General features: G+C 43.3%; 18 protein-coding genes. 1 reads left to right on the plus strand and 17 read right to left on the minus strand.

The window, feature by feature from the left end; translation table 11 throughout:
* Nucleotides 1-2: 2 nt before the first annotated feature.
* From ACOZB4_RS04135 to ACOZB4_RS04175, 9 genes are all read right to left on the minus strand, one after another.
* Nucleotides 3-317, minus strand: coding sequence for a hypothetical protein (locus tag ACOZB4_RS04135; protein ID WP_379407190.1), 315 nt, complete (start codon nt 315-317; stop codon nt 3-5).
* 173 nt (nt 318-490) lie between these two features.
* Nucleotides 491-1,237, minus strand: a complete 747-nt coding sequence (locus tag ACOZB4_RS04140; RefSeq protein ID WP_379407189.1) for a hypothetical protein — start codon at nt 1,235-1,237, stop codon at nt 491-493.
* A gap of 138 nt (nt 1,238-1,375) precedes the next feature.
* Complete coding sequence (locus ACOZB4_RS04145) at nt 1,376-3,082, minus strand: UvrD-helicase domain-containing protein (protein ID WP_379407188.1); 1,707 nt, start codon at nt 3,080-3,082, stop codon at nt 1,376-1,378.
* Nucleotides 3,079-5,124, minus strand: coding sequence for an ATP-dependent nuclease (locus tag ACOZB4_RS04150; protein ID WP_379407187.1), 2,046 nt, complete (start codon nt 5,122-5,124; stop codon nt 3,079-3,081). Before ACOZB4_RS04150 ends, ACOZB4_RS04145 begins: the two co-directional genes overlap by 4 nt.
* Nucleotides 5,125-5,320: 196 nt before the next feature.
* Nucleotides 5,321-5,515, minus strand: a complete 195-nt coding sequence (locus tag ACOZB4_RS04155; RefSeq protein ID WP_422759479.1) for a hypothetical protein — start codon at nt 5,513-5,515, stop codon at nt 5,321-5,323.
* A 65-nt stretch (nt 5,516-5,580) separates the two neighbouring features.
* The gene (locus tag ACOZB4_RS04160; RefSeq protein ID WP_379407216.1) at nt 5,581-5,961 is read right to left on the minus strand and encodes a zinc ribbon domain-containing protein; all 381 of its coding nucleotides are present in this window, start codon (nt 5,959-5,961) and stop codon (nt 5,581-5,583) included.
* Nucleotides 5,962-6,012: 51 nt separating this feature from the next.
* A complete protein-coding gene (locus ACOZB4_RS04165) occupies nt 6,013-6,402 on the minus strand; it encodes a recombinase family protein (RefSeq protein WP_379407185.1) in 390 nt (129 codons plus the stop codon).
* A gap of 120 nt (nt 6,403-6,522) precedes the next feature.
* Complete coding sequence (locus ACOZB4_RS04170) at nt 6,523-6,813, minus strand: recombinase family protein (protein WP_379407215.1); 291 nt, start codon at nt 6,811-6,813, stop codon at nt 6,523-6,525.
* A gap of 9 nt (nt 6,814-6,822) precedes the next feature.
* Nucleotides 6,823-7,119 carry a DUF6809 family protein gene (locus ACOZB4_RS04175; RefSeq protein WP_379407184.1) on the minus strand — a complete coding sequence of 99 codons (297 nt, stop codon included), beginning with the start codon at nt 7,117-7,119 and terminating at the stop codon, nt 6,823-6,825.
* Between the two features lie 109 nt (nt 7,120-7,228).
* Between ACOZB4_RS04175 and ACOZB4_RS04180 the strand changes: the two genes are divergently transcribed.
* A complete protein-coding gene (locus tag ACOZB4_RS04180; protein WP_422759480.1) occupies nt 7,229-7,447 on the plus strand; it encodes a helix-turn-helix domain-containing protein in 219 nt (72 codons plus the stop codon).
* A 424-nt stretch (nt 7,448-7,871) separates the two neighbouring features.
* Here ACOZB4_RS04180 and ACOZB4_RS04185 read toward each other — a convergent pair whose 3' ends face one another.
* The 8 genes from ACOZB4_RS04185 to ACOZB4_RS04220 all read right to left on the minus strand — a co-directional run bounded on the left by ACOZB4_RS04185 (nt 7,872) and on the right by ACOZB4_RS04220 (nt 20,042).
* Entirely contained in the window at nt 7,872-9,611 is a 1,740-nt protein-coding gene (locus tag ACOZB4_RS04185) for a hypothetical protein (RefSeq protein WP_422759481.1), read from the minus strand.
* Between the two features lie 13 nt (nt 9,612-9,624).
* Nucleotides 9,625-9,915: a hypothetical protein gene (locus ACOZB4_RS04190; RefSeq protein ID WP_379407180.1), complete on the minus strand. Its 291-nt coding sequence runs from the start codon at nt 9,913-9,915 to the stop codon at nt 9,625-9,627.
* A gap of 324 nt (nt 9,916-10,239) precedes the next feature.
* A complete protein-coding gene (locus tag ACOZB4_RS04195) occupies nt 10,240-12,552 on the minus strand; it encodes a glycoside hydrolase family 95 protein (protein ID WP_379407179.1) in 2,313 nt (770 codons plus the stop codon).
* Between the two features lie 140 nt (nt 12,553-12,692).
* The gene (locus ACOZB4_RS04200; protein WP_379407178.1) at nt 12,693-15,299 is read right to left on the minus strand and encodes a carbohydrate-binding protein; all 2,607 of its coding nucleotides are present in this window, start codon (nt 15,297-15,299) and stop codon (nt 12,693-12,695) included.
* A 16-nt stretch (nt 15,300-15,315) separates the two neighbouring features.
* Nucleotides 15,316-17,376: an alpha-galactosidase gene (locus ACOZB4_RS04205; RefSeq protein WP_379407177.1), complete on the minus strand. Its 2,061-nt coding sequence runs from the start codon at nt 17,374-17,376 to the stop codon at nt 15,316-15,318.
* A 451-nt stretch (nt 17,377-17,827) separates the two neighbouring features.
* Nucleotides 17,828-18,586 (minus strand): ABC transporter permease, encoded by a 759-nt coding sequence (locus ACOZB4_RS04210; RefSeq protein ID WP_379407176.1) that lies wholly within the window; start codon nt 18,584-18,586, stop codon nt 17,828-17,830.
* A complete protein-coding gene (locus tag ACOZB4_RS04215; protein WP_379407175.1) occupies nt 18,583-19,332 on the minus strand; it encodes an ABC transporter permease in 750 nt (249 codons plus the stop codon). The genes ACOZB4_RS04210 and ACOZB4_RS04215 overlap by 4 nt, the downstream gene beginning before the upstream one ends.
* A complete protein-coding gene (locus tag ACOZB4_RS04220; protein WP_422759482.1) occupies nt 19,329-20,042 on the minus strand; it encodes an ABC transporter ATP-binding protein in 714 nt (237 codons plus the stop codon). Before ACOZB4_RS04220 ends, ACOZB4_RS04215 begins: the two co-directional genes overlap by 4 nt.
* Nucleotides 20,043-20,059: the final 17 nt, after the last annotated feature.

Genomic DNA, 20,059 nt, shown 5'->3' on the forward strand with positions numbered 1-20,059 from the left:
AGTTAAAAGTCTAATTCTTTGAGTATGTAAGTACGCCACTCATTCTCTTCTTTTACTGTCTTAATATATCCTAAATCTCTAAGAGTTTTTTTGAATTTCTCCACCATTTCATAGCCCATATGATCCGGAGTTCCTTCATATACAAAATTTAGCATTTCCCGAGTATTTGCTTTGCTCCAACCCTTATTTCCTGAATTGGAACTTTGTAAAATATAGTTGTAAGTATTCACCATATATCTTCTATAATTACCTGACGTAGGATTCTCTTTTTGATTGCGAAGATAACTTAGTTCTCTAATTTTCTGCTCTTCGTTCATAATAAAAACTCCTTAGATGATAATTATTCCGACCCTGATCCGTGTCATATAAGCCGACCTAAAGAACTCTTTCGAATTAACTCTAGCATTATGTTTCCATCATCTCAAACAACCATCTATTCTCTCTCTCTTAATAATATTTCCAATTAATCAAGAGTAGTAGTTTCACTATTCTAATTACTTCTGTTAAGAACGTATTCTAAATCAACACATGTATCATTATAAAAGAGCAACGCATCTTCCACTTTTTCCAAAAATCTCTTTTTAATATTTATTTCTATCATGAAATAATCTTCAACTAAACTAAACATCGCTTTAAAAGTTCCTATACCCATTGAAATAAATAATGCTACTAAAGTAAAAGTTACAAAAACACTGGTTGATTCATTGAATTCTGTACTATCAAAAGCTTTAAAAAAGAATATAGCATACTGTGACCAAACTGGTATAAATAATGCTAAAAAAGCACCGGGAGCTAAAAAAGTTGGGAGTTTACTTCGCACGATTTCTTTTTCTAATATTTTAATTAATAAATTCAACTTTTCCTCAGAATATAATTCCTTACTTTTCAAGTATTCAATAAGAAATTGCCTCTGCATATTTTCAAACTGTTCTGTTCTCCAACCACCTTTTTTAACTTTAATAGAATAATGATTATTCAAAATTCTTTTAGCCTTTGTGTCAAAAATACTTATTATTAGTACTGACAGAATCAATATTCCCCCGAAAAAAATAGCTGACCCTTTAGCATAACTTGGAACAGCGAAACTTAACGGTAAGATTAATATCAGAATGTATCCAGAAATTATAAATAATACGAACAGGAATGAGACCATAGCATATAAAAATGGCATATACTTGAACACTAATGAATAGGTTGATAAGTTACTCTTATAGTATTTCAATAACTCGTCTATCATTTTCTTCTCCCTTTTTTCTGCTAAACTCCGAGAAACTTCTAGAGGTCATTAGTTTAGTTATTTCATTAATTGGGAATGAACCCAGTACGTTTACTTTCTTTGTTTCCTGTGAAATGATTCTAATCGCTAATGAAATATTTATGTTTCATTTCTTATAATGTCAAACAGAGATTTTAACTTTTTAGATTCTATTTCGGATAATGTTGGCACATTGATAAATAAACGATCGGTAGCTCTGCTTATTGCTACATAGTTTACCCTTTGCTCTTCTTTGTCTTTATCGTTCAAATTAGGGCTGAGTAAAAACTCGATGTCACTCTCTTCTTTTAGAACAACCAAGACATTTTTAAATTCATCTCCCTTTGCTTTGTGAATTGTTTTGTGTCTGCTAGTATCTTCATCAATTCTTACACACAAAGCTAATTGCTGGTAACTATGTCCTTCATAGAAATTCTTAGCTGCGCCCCTTGCTAAATTTGATATGTCAGGTTTTATTTTTCTTTTTACAAAAGAATGGAATTCTAGTAGGCTTTTTTCTTTAAAGTCCCCATACTGAGAAAGGAGTACACAAAGATGTTTCAGAGCTTCTTTTCTTCCTTTATCTTTGTCATTCTTATCTTTGAAAATTCTCTCTAATTCTTTTATTGCACTTTTAAATTCGTTCTGGCGAGCAAACTCAGTTGACTTTATACAAGCAATAATCACTTTACTTCTGTATTTATTGCTACTGCTAGGATTATCTTCGGTTAAAAGTGCTTCAATTAGCTTATTATTAAATAAATCTCCTTTAATTTCCTTTTTCATTGCATTCGAGATTATATTTATTCTTGACAAAGAATTTACCGACTCGTTATTACTCTTTTCTTTAGCTATTCTAAGGGCATCAAGCCGCTCTCCCACAATGATTATGGGTTTTTCTCCGTTTATGTTTCTGTATTTGTTTTGTTTTATATCTACACGTACTGTATTTAAAATATCTATAATTTGATTTGTGCTTCGTCTGTTATCTTCCATTACATAGTCAACTATGTTGTTTAAGTTAAATGAATGAAACTGAGATGGTTCTGCTCCTTGAAAGCTATAAATAGACTGAGCTTTATCACCAATTATCCCAACTATCGTTTCTTTTTTTCCAATTAACCCCATAATCTTCACTTGTATAGGATTTGTATCCTGGAATTCATCAACAAAAAAGTATGGGAATTTGGATTGTAACACTTTTAAAATAAATGGATACTTCTTAATTAATTGATAACTAAAAAAGAGTACATCATCGTGGTGAATTATACCTCTTTCCCACGCCATTTTTTTATATTCATAGTACGAATCATTCTTGATAGAATATTTACCAATCTTACGAGGATAATCAGGCTTTACTACTAAAGCTCCTAAATCATCAAATTTCCATTTTGTTGAATTTAAAGCTTCAACAATTAATTTATCTTCCTTGAATCTTTGCTGTTGAGTTCGGTCTTTCCATTCGTTTAAAAAAGAATAATTTGATAAAATAATATCATCATGCCCGTCCATTGCTTCCACATTTAATCCATAATCATCAACAAGGAAAACGGCGTATGGTTTTACAATATGTTTGTATAGAAAGCTATGGATAGTAGATACTTCAACTTGGTTTATTGTAGTGTTTAAACGGTTCAAAATCGTTTCTACTCCAATATTCGTGTACGTAATGCACGCTACTTTACGAGTTTTCTCTAATCTTGTTGATTTATGGAGAACATTTTTAATATGTTCAACTAACCAATGAGTCTTCCCTGCCCCTGGACCAGCAGAGACTCGAAAATGGTGCTCAATAGGAATCAATGTATCAGAGTTTATTGGGATCATTTACATAACCACGCAATGGCTTCTTTTATGTAATCAGGAACAATAAAATTTTTATATTTATCAGTTCCTTTGTTTTCTAAATTTTTATCCAAAATATATGCAAGCTCCAAAGCGTTTTCTCCTTTCCCTACTGAATTAAGATATCGTGAAGCAATTAATACTCTACATTTTTGTTGCTCGCTCCAAGAAGTATTTTGATTAATACCTTCAATAATTCTATCATTCTCATCGCTTTTTCTCAGTATGGATTCGTAATCTGTCTGTGGTTTTTGGTCTGTATAAAGCTTCATTAAGTTTTTAATTTCATCTTGATTTTTCATAGAATCTGTCACTAATATTTCGAGGGAAGGGTTAAATAAAATCAGATCATATTCAAGTGTCTTTCCTTCAACTTCATCTTGACTAAAAAATGCAATATTAGGGTGAGTACCTGGTTGATATGATGAAGTGTTTCTTTTATACTCATACTCTTTAGTATTAGCGTCGTATTCAAACGGATAGCATTTTTTGAAATTAGTGTTAGATGATTTTTTCTTTCTTTCAGGGTCTTGATCTGTCAAACAAACAATTTTTTTGTTTAGAGTATTTATTTTCTCACTGTCAAACAGATGTAAAAAATGATTGAAATATCTACCACCCACATTTATAACTGCAATATGATTTTCTTCTAAAGAAACACCTTCATATTTCGCGAAAACTGACAGCAACAATTGTTCTGCTAAACCCTCTACTAAAATTACTTTTTGAGCAAAAAGCATATCTGATTTGGTCGCATCTAAAAATCGCTGTACATATTTTTTACTACTTTCCTCAGTGGGAAATACTTTTCCAGGATATCCAACAGAGGTGTTTCCTCCATCGCTATGCAAACAAATCATCTCATCTAGAGAAACAGAAGAGGTAATATGCGTTGAATGAGTGGTAACAAAAATTTGTCTAACCTTTTTTTCATTTTTATTTTTCTTTAAGAATTTTAAAAACTGATACTGCATGGCTGGATGCAGGTGTGCTTCAGGCTCTTCAATTGCCAATATCGGAAATACCTTCGCATTACTCCCTAAATATTTGCCGTCTGCATTGACTTGCATTTTTGATAGAAGCAGTGACATAAAAATTAAGTTATTATACCCGAGACCGTTATGTGTAGCCGGTATCTTTATGCCGGATTCATATTCAACAATAAGCCTAAGTGCAGAGAAAATTTCCACATCTGAGAGACTTCCTTCAAAATTAGGTATTGCTTTGTTAAATGAAGCTCCGGTATCTTTGGCATATGATAAAATCTGTTCCTTACCAACACTCATTCTGTTTTGTAAGTCACGTAATAACGTATCTGCAATCTCACTAAAATCCTTCTTCTTCTGCTTAATCTCTATTTTCTTTACTTCCTCAGATTTATCTAAATCTGATTTAATTTCGTAATCCATAAAAAAGTCCAACACATCTTTAAGAAGAGAATTTCTTCCTGAAAGCATATCTCTCTCAACATCACGGATTGCATCTAAAAATTGAAAATCAAACTTCTGTAATGATTCACTATCAGCAACGTTTTGAGCAGTCTTATCTCCACCCCATATTTTATAGACATAGTGCCTTATAAAGTCATGATTGATTATTTTCCAAGCTATATCTAGATCAGGGGCATTTCTAATAGCTTCTACATAACTAACTCTTTCTTTTTCAGGAAGAAAAAAATCGTAGGTTAACACTGCCTCGTATGGTTCGTCTAACTTGGTAAGCCAATTCCCAACTGTCACTAAATCATCAGAATTCAAATTTTCATTTAAGCTCTGCTTTATTACTAAAGATATGTTAATTTGAGGTGGATTCTCTATCAATTCTGCCAGTGTAACATTTTTATTGAAATCATAAACATTCAATCGCTTTGTTCCTTGAGAATCAAGTACCAAAGCTAATGCTTTAAGTAAATTTGACTTTCCAGCATTATTATGACCAATAATTACATTCACTCCATCATTAAATTCTATTACTTGTTCTTTGAAATTTCTAAAATTATTAATCATCATTTTATGTATATACATGGTTAACCTCCTCGTTTCATGAGATATAACGATCAAATCATACTTATAATTATCGATTTCCAAAATCAGCAAAAAACTTAATGTGCTTCTAATTTACGATTCTATGTCTGATAATAGCTAATTTAGGTATATTGTACCATACGAAAAGAGACTTCTGGAACTTATTCCAGAAGTCTACAATAGCACTATTCAAATCTCACCTATAACAAACCCTCAACTCCCCCCCATTCCCTTCCCGATTATACACAATCCGCTCCACCAGCTTCTTCAACGCCCGATTCTTCTCTTCACTCGTCACCGCGACACTCCACAACTCCCTAAACTGCCCAACTCGCTCATATATCTGCTCCACAGTCAGATAATTTCCTTCATCTACTACAACTTTCCGCAAATCCTTCAACTCTTCCTCCAACTTCTGTATCTGCCTTGCCCTTACAGCTTACGCTCCAAAAATACCTACTTCGTAATCATGTCCTCTTCATACGATTCATGCAGCTTATCCAATGCCCGCTTCTGCTTTTTCAATTCCTGCTCTTTGACCTCGATAATGACCTGTGTATCATTGTAACGAATCCCATGCATTTCAATCTCCCGCAAAATGTTTGGATCAACATAGATAATCCGATCATACAGAGCATTGAAAAAATCGGAATCCATTACCTTGCCACGCTGCTCACATTTGCTGCCTTCTTTATACTGGTGATAGCACAATGCACTCCAGTGCTGTCCCTGCTTCTTGTTCTCTCCCACCCGGAACCTCATCTGCGAACCGCATTTTTCACAATAAAGCAAGCCTGACAAAGGAAAAATGTTGCGTCTAAAATTTGGGTTCAGCATTCTGTTCTTCAAGCAGCCGCTCCATTATGACTTCATGTTCTTCCGGTGTATTCAGCTTTTCATGTGTTCCCATGACTTTAATCCGCTCTTCTTCGGGTACAAGCTCCACCTGACCACACTTGGAACGGGTTTTGCCATAAGTGATGTACCCCAATGGATTTCGCTTGCCAGCAACCGTTGAACCGTAATATTTGACCAGCCCTTGTTCTTTCCATCCGGCTTAATGTTGTATGGCATGGGTATCTTGTTATCTGTCAACCAAATGGCGATATGCCCCAGGTTTGTTCCATTAAGATTTATCTTTACAATCGCTCGGTAAATCGGACGCTTCGTTTCATCCACCAGTACTGACCTTGTGTTCTTATCATAATAGTATGGAAACGGTGGCTTTCCGTTTGTCCACATGCCTTTCTTCGCTCCAGCCTCTTTGCCCTGCTTCATTCTTCGCTTAATCGTTTTGTACTCTATTCGGGCAAAAATGGACGTGAAATCAAAAGATACATCGTCATTGTCTATTTCCAGATCGTATCTTGTTCGGTGTAATGATTACCGTCTCGGAGTTCAAAAACGTCTTTTTTTTAGTGCCCAATCCTTATTTTCTTCCCGACCCAAACGGTCAATGTCCGTGACCACTACTCCATCATATAGCTGGTCTTCAACATGCCGAAGTAACTTCTGCATTTCTTTCCGGGACTCGATTTTTTCCCCAGAAGCCACTTCTTCGTATAGCCTATAGGTCCAATTTCGATTCTCTACCAAGGCCCGAAGGGTATCCCTATGCTTCGAGAGAACCTCTTCAAATTCACCATCGTCCCGTGATTTTCTTAAATAGAAAGCTGTGTGACTCTTTATACGCTTCTCTTAAATTCTTTCCTCGATTACCAATCTCCGTTTCTCCTCCAACACCTCAATCATCACCAATGCCCCCAACCGGAACCCTTCTGTATAAGCGGCAGCAGAATACAAGGATGTCGTTTGTCCTAGCAAGTCAATTAACTCCTCCAACTCATCGTACTCTTCTGATGAAAGCTTCTTGTGATAGGACTCTATTGTTTTTGAAATCTTCTCGTTCAGTAACTTGTATTCTGGATTATCGGGATGAATGTGTTCGTCGGGATGGATATTTCCATAAAAAAGCTTCTCCAAGAGACTGCCCATGGTTAAATCCCCTCCTATTTCATCATACTAATCTCATCTTAGCGATTATATCGCTAAAAATCAATAGCGGTATGCTCGCTAAAGTATGATGAGCATTGAGGTGGTAACTATGTTTGAGAGGATCAGAAATCTCCGTGAAGATAAGGATATGTCACAAATGCAGGTTGCGGAATATCTCGGTTGCAGTCAGCGAATTTATAGTAATTACGAGCGTGGAGAGGTAAACATACCGGTTGTTATTTTGATCAAACTTGCTGATCTGCATCAGACAAGTACTGACTATCTGTTAAACAGGACAAATCATAAAAATCCTTATCCCAAAAGTTAGAGCAGAATAAGCTGAAAAAGCTCTTCAGCATCATACTGAAAGAGCTTTTTCCTTTTTACATAAAGCTTCACTATTCGGCTTAGCATTTATTACGAAGATTGTCCCGCTTATCGGTAAGTTTTGTACCGTTAAAGTTTACGCCATGCAAGTCTGAGCCGTTTAGCTGCTCCTAAATAATCCCCTTATTGTTTATACATTAATAAAAAAAGCTCCTACTTACCACATGCATAAACTTCAACTAGAATTGATTCAAACGAACATCCCATCAATGACAGGTACGTGTGGGTCAAATAAACGTCAGTTATACTCGATAGATAAGAAGGCAGGTATGCTCCCTTATACCACATGTGTAGAGACGGTGAAAGGGATGAATTAGTGGAAGCTTCATATGATATAAAATTACAGTAACTTGTTTTCATTCCCTCTAAGGCGATTCAGGATCCATAAGCTGCACTCTGAAGCTTCCTGGACTTGACATAGAATGAAATCTAAGCGTCTGGCCGGGAGTAATGTATTCATATTCATCCTGATACTGTCTCGTTGGCTCCCCCAAGGTGTTCATTTTATGCTCCATGGCCAACTGATCAAATTCACCTAAATCGATATAATGTATGGTATCATTCCAATATTCCGCAACTAACTCTAAATTGTTTTCGAAATACCAAACCGCGACTTTCGAGTTCACCTCAAAAGATTCATCAGGTTTACCCAGTATCTTAATGGCTTGATTTATATTCATACCAAGTGTAATACCGTGAATATAAAAAATATCATCTTCTCCGATTATATTCAGTTTATCTGTCGATGCATTATTTTCCAGTAGTTTGGTGATTTTCTCTTGATTAACATCGGGAATGAAATTCCCATCAATCAAATCAGTCGCTGCCTGTATAAGCACTGCTTGTGTATGTTTTTCGACAGCATCAGTGCTTTCAGCTTCTCGTTTCTTATTGGATGGTATGTAATAACTTCGATAATATTCTGGATATTGCCTGCTCGCCAAAACCAACTCTTCTTTGGCAATATCGAAATCATATACATCATCCCAAAACGGCATTTGAGCATTACTAAGTTCCGATAAATATATTCCATGACTTATCACAATCTCTTTCACGCCATTGTTATCAATATCTATAATGAGGGGCTCCACAATATCATCGATCTGTTTACTTTTGATGCTACCGTCTTTACGATACTTAATTGTGAAATCTCCACGCCCATTGCTCCCTCCACCCTCTACAAATGAAGAGTCGATAATGCCGTTCATTTCTAGAGACTTTTCTTCCCTGCTATTTTGAAGATTTTCTCCACCCCCATTTTCTAATAAAAAATCATCTTTCACTAAACCCTCATCTTTTATTGTTTCGCCCAATTCCTTATCCTTCAACAACTGTTGTTTTGCCATAGAAAACGTAAAATTCGTTTTAAATCCAAATACAGTTACTCCAACGATTAGTACTATAGCAGCAACAATAGAACTATATTTGGTCACTTTCTTTGCCTTTAGTTTGTTGATTTCTAATTGCCGTTCTCTTTCTTCCTCTACCATTCTTTGTCTTTCAGCTTTCTTTACTTCATAAGCTTTCACATCGTTCCTAATCTTTTCCTCATCGCTATACTCAGTTAATACATCATCTCTTCCTCTTTTACACCTTTTACAAGTAGATAGATCGTCATAGTTTAGCCTTCCGCAAACACATACCCATTTATCATCATACTTTTTAGCAAAGTACTTGGCATCCGATCCTGCGCGACCCTTAACAAATTCTAAAAGCATTTTATTCTCTATCTTGGTTAATTCGACTTTTTCTAATTCTGATGTGCCCTTATTCCAGATCGTTTCATCATCAAATAAGACTTTTATTACATCAATTTCTATTTTCCTAACATTTTGAAAATCGGACAGTGATATCTTGTTGTCAGTTTTTCGTTTTCGATTCTGTATTAAATCTTCATTAAATTCAATTTTACATTCTAAGCTATTATTTCCTTCACCAACAGAATCGCCAAATTGGTCATAACAATAGAGAGTAGCCTTAAGTCCTTTAACAATTTTGTCTGACACGTTATTAAACGTTAATGAACAGTAAATCCTACCAGTGCTTTTGCTTTCATATAATTCATATTCAAGCAATTCTACAGGACATTCTAAATTTACTAACATTTCAACCCCCGAATTACCCATTTATTAATTCCAAATCATCATTGTCTTGCTCTGCTTCTTTTCCCATCTTCAAATTTATACTATGTAATTGTTCTATAACTTCTGATAATCCGATAATACCCATTCCTGATATCAATCCTGTAGCCCAATAAATGATTGTTAATAACCACACTCGTTCATACGACTCTCTATAGGTGCCGACATCCATTTTTCCTAAAACTAAACCTAAAACGATACCCGCTACGATAATAGCAACCCCTATCCATGTGAGTACACTGGCAATCTTATTTCGCCTCTCTAACAAGTACAGCACCACCCATATCTATAGTTATATATTGATTGCCCTAAAAAGGGTCTATCTCACAAATGATATGTTTTTTTGGGATTCAATCATATATTAAGCATGAAATGTGTTTAATCTGATCATTACGAAACTGATAAGGCAATTGCTAGATTGGTTATTGCTTCTAATACACAACTAAACACCCTTCCATATGATATTAAGGGCCTTTTGGATTAATTAATAATAGGAATATTGTACCACAAAAGTGACATCTTGTTTGTATTAGATGCCACTATTAAATGTTAATAATTCTCTTCTATATTTCCTGTACTCCTTGCTTCTATCTCACTCTCCCTTCTCCTTCACCCCCATCTCCCTCCCCCCATAAAACACCTTCACACTCCCGCTCTCATTCCCCTTCACCCTCGCCTCAACCAGCTTCCCATCTTCCCAGCTCATATCCACCTCAATATTCCCTTTTGCCTTCAGCCCTTTCACACTGCCTGTCGGCCATATTGCCGGCAGTGCGGGCAGAAGATGAATCTCGCCTTCGTGGCTTTGCAGCAGCATTTCCGCAATGGCGGCGGTGCCGCCGAAGTTGCCGTCGATGACAAAGATGTTGGCCTCGGCTCCGGCTACGCCGGGTTTGGAGTAGGTGAGCATGTTGTCGAAGCACAGCTCCCCGATCAGGTGGGCGATATGCTGCGCCGCTCGGTCTCCGTCATGCAATCGGGCGTAGAAGAGTCCGAACAGCGCCGCAGTAAATTCGATGTCCTCCAGGTCGGCCCGGCTGTTCCGGTTCTCCAGTGTCACTCGGGCTGCCGCAGCGAGTTCCGGCGTACGATGCGGGGTGATTTGGCTGCCGGGATACAGCGCAAACAGATGCGACAGATGGCGGTGCTCCGGCTGCGCCTCCTCATAGTCCTCCAGCCATTCCTGCAGCTGCCCCTTCTTGCCGATCATCAGCGGAGGCAGTTGATTCAGTGCCGTCAGCCACTTCTGCCGAAGCTCCTCATCCACGCCCAGCGTCTGTGCTGCCTTCACGCAGAACGCCAGCAGATCCCGAATCAAGACCTGATCCATGGTCGGACCCATGGACAGCTGCTGATGCCCATCCTCCGGATGGCCGGTATAAAAGCTGTTCTCCGGCGAATTCGACGGACCTGTCACCAGCCAGCCATATTTCGGATGCACGGTCATGTAATCCATGAAAAAGGCTGCGGCCTCCTTCAGCACGGGATAAGCCAACTCCTCCAGAAAAGCCTGATCGCGGTTGTACGCGTAGTGCTCCATCATATGCGTCGCTATCCATAATCCGCCCGTCACGTTCAGCCCCCAGGAAGTCCCCCACCCTGGTGACGCAAATCCCCAGGCATTGGAGAAAACATGGGCCACCCAGCCGTCGGCATCGTAATAATGGCGCGCAGCCGAGCGACCGGCAACCGATAGCTGCTGGATATACCGCATGAGCGGCTCATGGCTCTCGCTTAAGCCCGCGGCCTCCGTCGGAAAATAGTTCATCTGGGTGTTCACGTCCAGGTGATAATCGCAGCTCCAGGCCATTTTGTTGGCTTCGCCGTCATTCCATATGCCTTGCAAATGCATGGGCAGGATGGAGTCTTGTCGTGACCCGCTAATCGTCAAATACCGGCCATATTGATAAAACAACGCAAACAACGCCGGATCATCCCGCTTGCCCTGCTTAAACCTGCCGATCCGCTCGTCTGTAGGCAGACTGGTATGTTCGGAGCTTCCCAGGTCCAATCGTACGCGGGTAAACAGCGGCTGATAATCCGCCAAATGCTTGGCTTTCAGCTCGTCATACCCTTTCAAAAGGGCCTGCTCCAGTTGCAACGCACTTTTCGCACGCCAGCTCTCGCCTTCTTGACGATAATCCGTATTCACCGCAAAATAAATCGCCGCCTCATCCGCTCCAGATACGTTTATGGTGTCATCCGTGCAGCTCACCTGCCCTCCTTCCGTTACGACGCGCAGCTGGCCTTGGCAGGACACCCCGCACTCCCCGTTGCTATGTACGCTTTCCAGCGCCTGTCCCTTGAATTCGATCGTATCCTTCCCAGTAACGGCAGCATGAAAAGGACCATTCTCCCCTCGAATCGAAATGCAGAATGACACGCCTAATGAGCCATGGTTGCTGCGGATTCGCGCAACGATGACCTGATCAGCATGGGAAGCAAATACCTCTCGCGTCATCTCCGCTCCATCGATCTCGCAAAAAGAACGCGCCATTGCCTCCTGTAGATCCAGTTCCCGATGGAACAGCAGTTCAGCTGCTGTATTTTGTCTCCCGCCCTCGGATGGCTTCACGTTATGGTCAAACTCCAGAACGACTTGGCATAGTCCCAGATTGGTGCCAAAATTCAATTTTTCCGGCTCCAGGTGCTTCTTGGCCAGTCGATCGCCTTCGCGATAATTTCCTTGGAAGAAATACTGCCGCATCCGCTCTAAAACCGCTTTGCTGTTGCTTTGCCCTTGAGCCGGCTCCGGCTGGCCGGACCAATAGGTGGTTTCGGTGATATTCCATATTTCTCTGTCAGGAGTGGATACCACCACATTCCCCATTCGGCCATTGCCGATCGGCAGTCCTTGCGACCAGCCCTGGGCCGGTTTCGTATACCAAAGCTTCATATCTGACATGTTGTTTTCTCCTCTTCATATGATTTTCCAATATAGAGACAAGCACTACCCTTACAGCAAAAGCAAGAAATCGCGATCCCCGGTGGAGCCGAGAACCGCGATGAACTTGCAGATGTACATGATGAATTGATGACTTCTTGTTATGGATTAGGGACGATTTTATAAAGCTTGGATTCGGCCGCTTTTAGCGTCACATCCAGCGAAGAGCCAGACGCCGTCTGAGATTGGCCGCTCCATACATCCGTCACCGTATAGGACGCTGCCCCTTCCGAAGCGATACCGGCCCGAACGAGATCCACGGTGTGCTGTGCCGCATTTTGCGTATAGTTAAACACGGCTACATAGTGAGTTCCCTGATCGTCCATCACGAATACGTTCGCTGCCTGCGTGCCCGTGTTGCCTTCTATCGGCCGGAACGCCTTGCCCTTCATGGCAAGCCCGTTTACTTCCGGGTTGGTCAGCAGCGTTTCCATATACTGCCGTGCCGTCGCATCCGTTACGTCATCCGAATTCAGGAAGACCGTACCGGAGATCGCGGCCGCATTGACGCGAGACTGCGCGCCTTCCATCGATCCGCCTTTGGTTAAGTGCATATAGTCCGGATCGGTATAATGGTAGATCGTTCCGTTCTGCCACCAGCCGTACGTGAGATTGTTCAGCTGGTATTCCGTGCTGCCGATGCTGCCGTCGATATCGCAGGAGATGCGGCGGCTGTGCGCATATTGGCTAGGGAACAACGGCGCGATGGAAGCGCTGATGAACATGGAGCCGTCCAGCACTTCATTCACGTAAGCCATCCCTTGGTTATAGGCCTGGATGCCGGTTTGAACGCTAGGGTCATCATGCTTTCCTTCCATTGCCCCATGGCTCAGAAAATCGATTTTGATATATTCAAAGCCCTTGCTCTTGAACGTATTCATGTAATAATCGATCCGCTGCTTCACGCCCGGATGCGTCGGATCCACGGCATAAGCGCCGTCCAGCGTCGGCAGCACGTTGCCGTCCAAATCGCGCAGCACGATATCGCCATATTTATATTTACCGCTCGTCCCTTCGACTTCCTGCTGCATATTGTTGCCCCAGTACACGAACGGCGAGTAATAGATGCCGGCCTTCTGTCCATTGCTATGAATGAGCTGAACCAGATCCGTCAGCTGCTGATCCGTCATGTTATCCCAATAGGAATCGAGATTGATGTAGATATTGCCCTCATTGTTGAAGGAATGGTTCTGAATATGGTCTTTAAAATAATTCGAGATGGAAACCGCCTTGTCAAAGCTCAAATCGCTGGCATAAGCTCCCCAGCTGTTCCAGCCGACCGGAACGCCTTCAGGAATGTTCTCGCCAAAGGCTAACGGAGGCTGGATTGCTGCATTCACCTGGCCAAACGCCTCCAGCCCGGTCCGGTAGTCCTCGAAAAAGCCGACCATGATTTTCGGCGAAGCAATCTGCTTGCCCGTTACTTTTCCATGCGGGATCGTGTCCCACGTGGAGGTGGATGACGTAAATCCGCCATATACGCGCAGTTTGTTCAATTTGTCATTCGAGCCGCTCCAATAGATGCCGGTCTTCCACGTGTCATGCGTCACCGATCCGATGACAAGGCCGTTCCGGCTCGTATTGTCATAGATGGCCGTAAGCTCAGAGCTGACATACAGGCCGTTGTTGAGGCCGGTATTCATCGACTTCGCTTGGTATCTGGACCAAGCATCGTTGTCGAACGGAACGACGAGAACCCGGTTATCGTCATAGCTGCCGACGTCGATGCCGCCTCTCGCTTCCATTGCGATAGGTGCGATGTTCCCCGTAGAAATTGCGGAATGATGGGAAGCGACCGTTTCCGTAAGCAGATACGGCCCGTCTTCATAGACGTAATAGATTTGGCTGAGCGATGGCATTCCCCCATCCTCATTCACGACCGTCACCTTGATGCCCTTGCCGGTGGCATCCTGGAATGGGACCACTTGATTTTTATAGAATTTATGATGTTTATAATCTGTACTTGCAACCATCCGGTCGAGCTGGATCTCGCTGTATAACCCCTTGGCAACCGCTTTGCCGTTCCAATTGTATTGCGACAATCCGGTCGAGGTATTGTACAGCAGCTCATACGTAGGATTGGATACCTTGAAGCCGTTGGCATATTCGGTTAAGGTAATGGAGCCATAGCTCGTGGCTTTCTTTTGCTTGCCTAAATCGCCAATGCTGCCATCTGGGCCTGATCCGTTTTCGCCGGCTGAATCAAAGGTCAGCTCAATCTTGTCAAAATCGGGCGAGTATCCGCCTGCGTCATCGAACAGAATCGTGTTGCTGCCCTGATTCAAGTAAATTTGAATCTGATAGGTGCCGATCGTGTTCCAATCCGCTGTTTTCGGAAAACTGAAATTCTCCTTCTCCGCTCCGTTCACGGAGATCGAAGCCGCGCGGGAATCCCCGGAGATGTAGAACATGTTCATATTGTAGATACCGGCCTTATCAACCTGAATCCCGTTGAACGTCAGCGTGGAGCCGCCGTATAGATTGCCGGCTTTTTGCCCGCCCGAACAGAAGCCGCAATCGACCGCTCCTGCATTGCCGGTAAACGTGTTCTGAGATGCCTCGGCCTCGTAGGAAAGGATGCCTCCGGCCACCTGACTCGGCTGCTGTTCTGCCGAAGCCAAGGAACTGCCTAACACAGGCACCGCTAACAGATACGATAAGAAGAGCATGAATGGCTTTTGGAAGAATTTGAACGGATGAATACGCACTGGACCTCTCCTCCTTCTATTGATTTCGGCTTAATTTCAGGATTTTCGATTCGGCTGGCGCCAGCTCGACCACAAGCGTGCCTTCCGATTGACCTGCCGTTCCTTCCCACACATCCAGAACCGTGTAAGAAGCGTGCGCCTCAAGGCCGCAGCGTTCCAAGGAAACCGTCTTCTGCACGGACTCGGCCCCGTCAAAGTTAAACACGGCAATATACGTGGTTCCCGCTCCGCTCGGATGGGTCAGCACAAACATATCCGCAGCCTGTTTCCCGAGATTCCCCTCTACGGGCACAAAGGTTCTGCCCAGTCTCGCAATCTCGATGATCGCCTCATTTCCCAGCCAGTTCTTGGCCCGCCATGCCGCTTCCTCATGCCGGAAGTCATCGCCCAGCAGCAGCACCGTTCCCGAGATCACGGACGCGGTCAGACGGCTTCGCCCTTCATGGCGGGTCGTCGAATCCTGATTGAAGCTTTTATAGATCACGGCATGGTCCGGATCGTTAAAACGGTACAGCGTATCGTTCATCCACCACCCGTGCGTCAGCGAGTTCAGCAAATATTCCGTATCCTTGATCGTTCCGAACACATCGCAGGAAATTCTGCGGCTGTGCGCATAGGAATAAGGGAACAGCGGGGCAATCGACAGGTTGATGAAGAACGGTCTGCCGATCCGCTCCGGGGAGAGTTTATCCGTCAGATACGACAATCCGTAATTGTATGCAGCGATCCCCGTCGTAATATCCGGGTCGTAATGCTTGCCTTCCAGAGCCCCGTGAGCCATGAAATCCAGCTTGATATACTCGAATCCCTCGGAGACGAATTTATCCATGAACCAATCGATTCGCGCCAGATTCCCGGGATGCGTAGGATCAATCGCAAGTCCGCCGTCAACATCCGGCAAAATCTCGCCATCCTGGTCGCGAAGCAGGATATCGCCATAGGTGTACTTCCCATCGGTGCCCTCCACGGGGCTGCCGAACCCAGCCGGACTTCCCCAGAACGCAAACGGCGTCCAGTATGTACCGGGTTTGTGCCCGTTCTCGCGGACCCTTTTCAAGGCATCCTCCATCTCGGCAGGCGTCAGGCGATCCCAGAACGCATCGAAATTCATGTACAGGGTATCCTCGTTGTGAAAGCCCTGCGGCTGAACCTCCCGCTTCAGAAAATCGCTCGTCGCCACATAGAGATCGTAATCCAGCGTGCTCATGGCGGCCGACCAGCTGTTCCAACCGATCGGGACGCCGCCGTCCCAGCTCAGAGCAGGCGCTATCTTCGCATTCGCTTCCCCATACGCTTCGAGTCCTGTCCGGTAATCGTCGTAATCCCCTACCATAACCAGCGGCGATGCGACGCGAGTTCCTCTTACGTAGCCATGCGGCTGGGAATCTCGGGTCATGATGTCGGCCGCGCCAGCGTACAGTTCCAGTTCATCCAGCTTGCCAGCGGTTTCCCCTTTCACGCGAATGCCGGTCTTCCACACGTCATGACTGATCGATCCCAGGATCAATCCATTACGGCTATCCGGCTGGAACAAGGCCGTCACTTCGTAGCTTTCCGTCTCCAGCGGGGCCGTCTCCGTCAGGTAGCGCACCCATTTGTCATTGTCATACGGCACGCGCAGCACATGCAGCGCTTCTCCCGGAACCGTCTCGCTCCCTCTCGATACGCTATCGGTTTTCACCACCGCGATGCGGTTTACCTTTAAGTCCTCTTGACCGACAATGACGACTCTTGTGATGAAAGATGAAGTTCCCTCATAGACGTAAAAATGCTGTTCCAGGCCTGGGAGCAGATCCGATTCATGCTTAATCACGGCATGGATTCCCGTTCCGAACGAATCTTGGATCTTCTCCGGCTGCCCCATCATATAGTGACGGTCGTAATGTCCCGTATGGTATTCCCGGCCCTGCCATCGAAAGCCGCTTCGTACTTCTTGCAGAGCGAATCCCCTGCTGCCTGTGTAGGCATAACCGCCTTTTTCCAAATCTACCTCAATAGCCACCAGGCCATTCGCCAAGCGAATGTGAGTTTCTGCATTCACCCCCACGTTCACCGCCGTATCGCTGCTTCCTAACATCTGTGGATTGCCTCCTTCTGCGTGCATCTATGCTGCATTCAGGCCGTTATAGCATCAAGCGCCTTTTACAGCTTGCTACCATTATAGAAGCGAGGGTAAAGCGCTTACTATACAACGATCTTCCGATCTATATCCGTATGTAACGCATCTGGAGCGACCCATTTGTTAAAATGCAATATGGCCTCATTTCGCTATGGCCTGCCCGCAAAGAAAGCAAAAAAAGAGGACTAGAAATAGATGTCCTCAATTCGTATGTGTATCGATCGATGCTTCTTTATAAAACAAAAATTACATCCATTTAATAATGAGATGAATCCAGTATGTTCTACTCTCCAGTTGACTTGCCTGTAACGGATCCTGAACAGCTGCACGTATGAAGCTCCTTGAGATTTTATTCTTTTCAATGAACTCAACAAGCGCCCTGTAATTCTCTATCTAACGGGACCCAAACTTAGGCATCTCTTTTACAGTAAAATCCAATAGCTATTGTAATAAAGAACAGTGTCCATAACGCTAAAATACCTGTCCCTTGCATTGGCGTAAAGACGTTTATTTCATCGGGAGAAGGCGGCATATACATATCATATCCTGCCGTATCCGGAAAATATCTTTTTAACCTAGGCAGATAATCACTCGCCAATGGACTGACAACGAAATAATAACCAAGCAGTACCAATAGAGCTGGAGTGGTTCGTCTTAATAAAGCACCTATAGCTGCACTAAGAAGAGTGGTTAATGCTAGGTAGCCTGTCGCGCCGAATAAGGCCTTGATCATTGTGTCTATTTCAAACCCTACGGCTGTGTCTCTCATCTTAATATACGTATACAGCACACCTGATGCAGCAATAATAAAAGCCGCAGGAATGGTTATTATTGCCAATGCGAGATGCTTCATGGATAATTGAAACCCACGCCAAGGCATCGTAGTTAATGTCGTTCGAATCTGTCCACCGGTATACTCCGAACAAGTAGCCAAGATCCCCAGCATAACGAATCCTGCTTGAAGATATCCTATAGAAGCAAAACCTATATTCAGCATACTTTGCGTCCCTGCAACCCCCTGCAGACCCACCGAAGTAAAAGCCGCGGCTAAAACTAAATTAACAATGAATGTGCCTATAAGAGTGAGCCATGTCAAAGGTAATGTTACTAATTTGTCCAGTTCAGCACCAAGAATTCGTGTTATCTTTTTACTAGAAGGGGTACTCATGCTGCAACGTCCCTCCTATGGAATACAACAGCTGCAACAATGAAAAGAACGACTACCCAAGCAAACATGACTAAACCGCCTGCGAACGGGGTGAGAAAGCTGTCGTTCATAAACATAAACATTTCAAGACCAGCCCGATCCGGTAAGTATAACGCCAACTTTGTAACCTTGGAAAGCAGGAAACTGAAGGATACAACCGATGTATTGATGATGAGCACAGCAAGCGGAATCATGCCATTCTTAGTTAGAACCGTAATCCCAAATGCCAAAAGAGCAGTGAATGTCCAGTAACAAACTACACCGATCAGTTTAGACCATTCAAATGCAGGGGTATATTCACCAAGAATAAGATGCGTGGCTGACAACGTTGTCATAATAGCAGCAATACTAAACAGTATGCCGATGACTGTCACAGCGCTTGCTTTTGCCAGCAATAAATAAATTCTTGATGAAACAACCGTTAAACTGGTTGTTATTTGTTGTCCTCCACCTGATTCGCTGCTCTCTGTCAAATACTCGCTGCTGACGGCAAGCACACCTAGAATAATGACACCTTGCACACCAAGACCTAATCCTATAAAGCCAACTTCCGATAGCCGTGTGCTGACTCCGGCAATAATCTCTTCTTTTTGCGCTATACTGTCCAAGGCAGCAATGACCGCTGGGGCAAATGCTCCAATAAGAAAGGCAAGCCAACTGCCCGGCAGGGAGAACAATTTAGATAGCTCTGCTTTGAATGCTCTCATACAACGTCACCTGCTTTGTCAGATGTCAGGGCAAAAAAGGCTTCCTCCAGCGAGAAGTGGTTACCTATGACTTCTTCCAATGTTCCATCTGCAACGATGGTTCCATGCTTAATAATCACCACATCATCAACCGTCTCTGCAAGCTCCCCCATGAGATGACTGGATAGCAACACCGTGTTTCCGGACTCGGCGCGTTCACGCAGAAATGTCCGGATCCATCGAATTCCTTCCGGGTCAAGCCCGTTTACGGGTTCATCCAAAACCAATATTTCGGGATCTCCAAGCAGAGCCGCTGCCATGCCAAGTCTTTTCGCCATACCCAGGGAATAACTTCCAACCCTTTTGCCAGCCGCATTCGTAAGACCTACGATTTCCAGAACTTCCTCAACGCGTGAGCGAGGCAATCCTGCGGCACGAGCAATCCAACGTAAATGGGCCCGTCCTGTTCGCCCACGATGAGCTCCAGATCCATCCAGTGCGGCGCCTATTGTTGCTAGAGGATGATGTAATTCTGCGAATGGCTTGCCATGAATTAGTGCAGTCCCCGAGGTTGCACGGTCTAATCCAAGCAGGATGCGAAGCGTAGAGCTTTTTCCTGCCCCATTTGGGCCTAAAAAACCGGTTACTCTACCCGGTCTGGCTTTAAAGCTGATACCTGATAAGATTTTTTGAGTCCCGCGATGTTTGACTATGTTATTAAATGTAAGCAACCATAACACTTCCTTTC

Source organism: Paenibacillus sp. NPDC058898, assembly GCF_049316025.1.
GTDB lineage: Bacteria > Bacillota > Bacilli > Paenibacillales > Paenibacillaceae > Paenibacillus_AQ.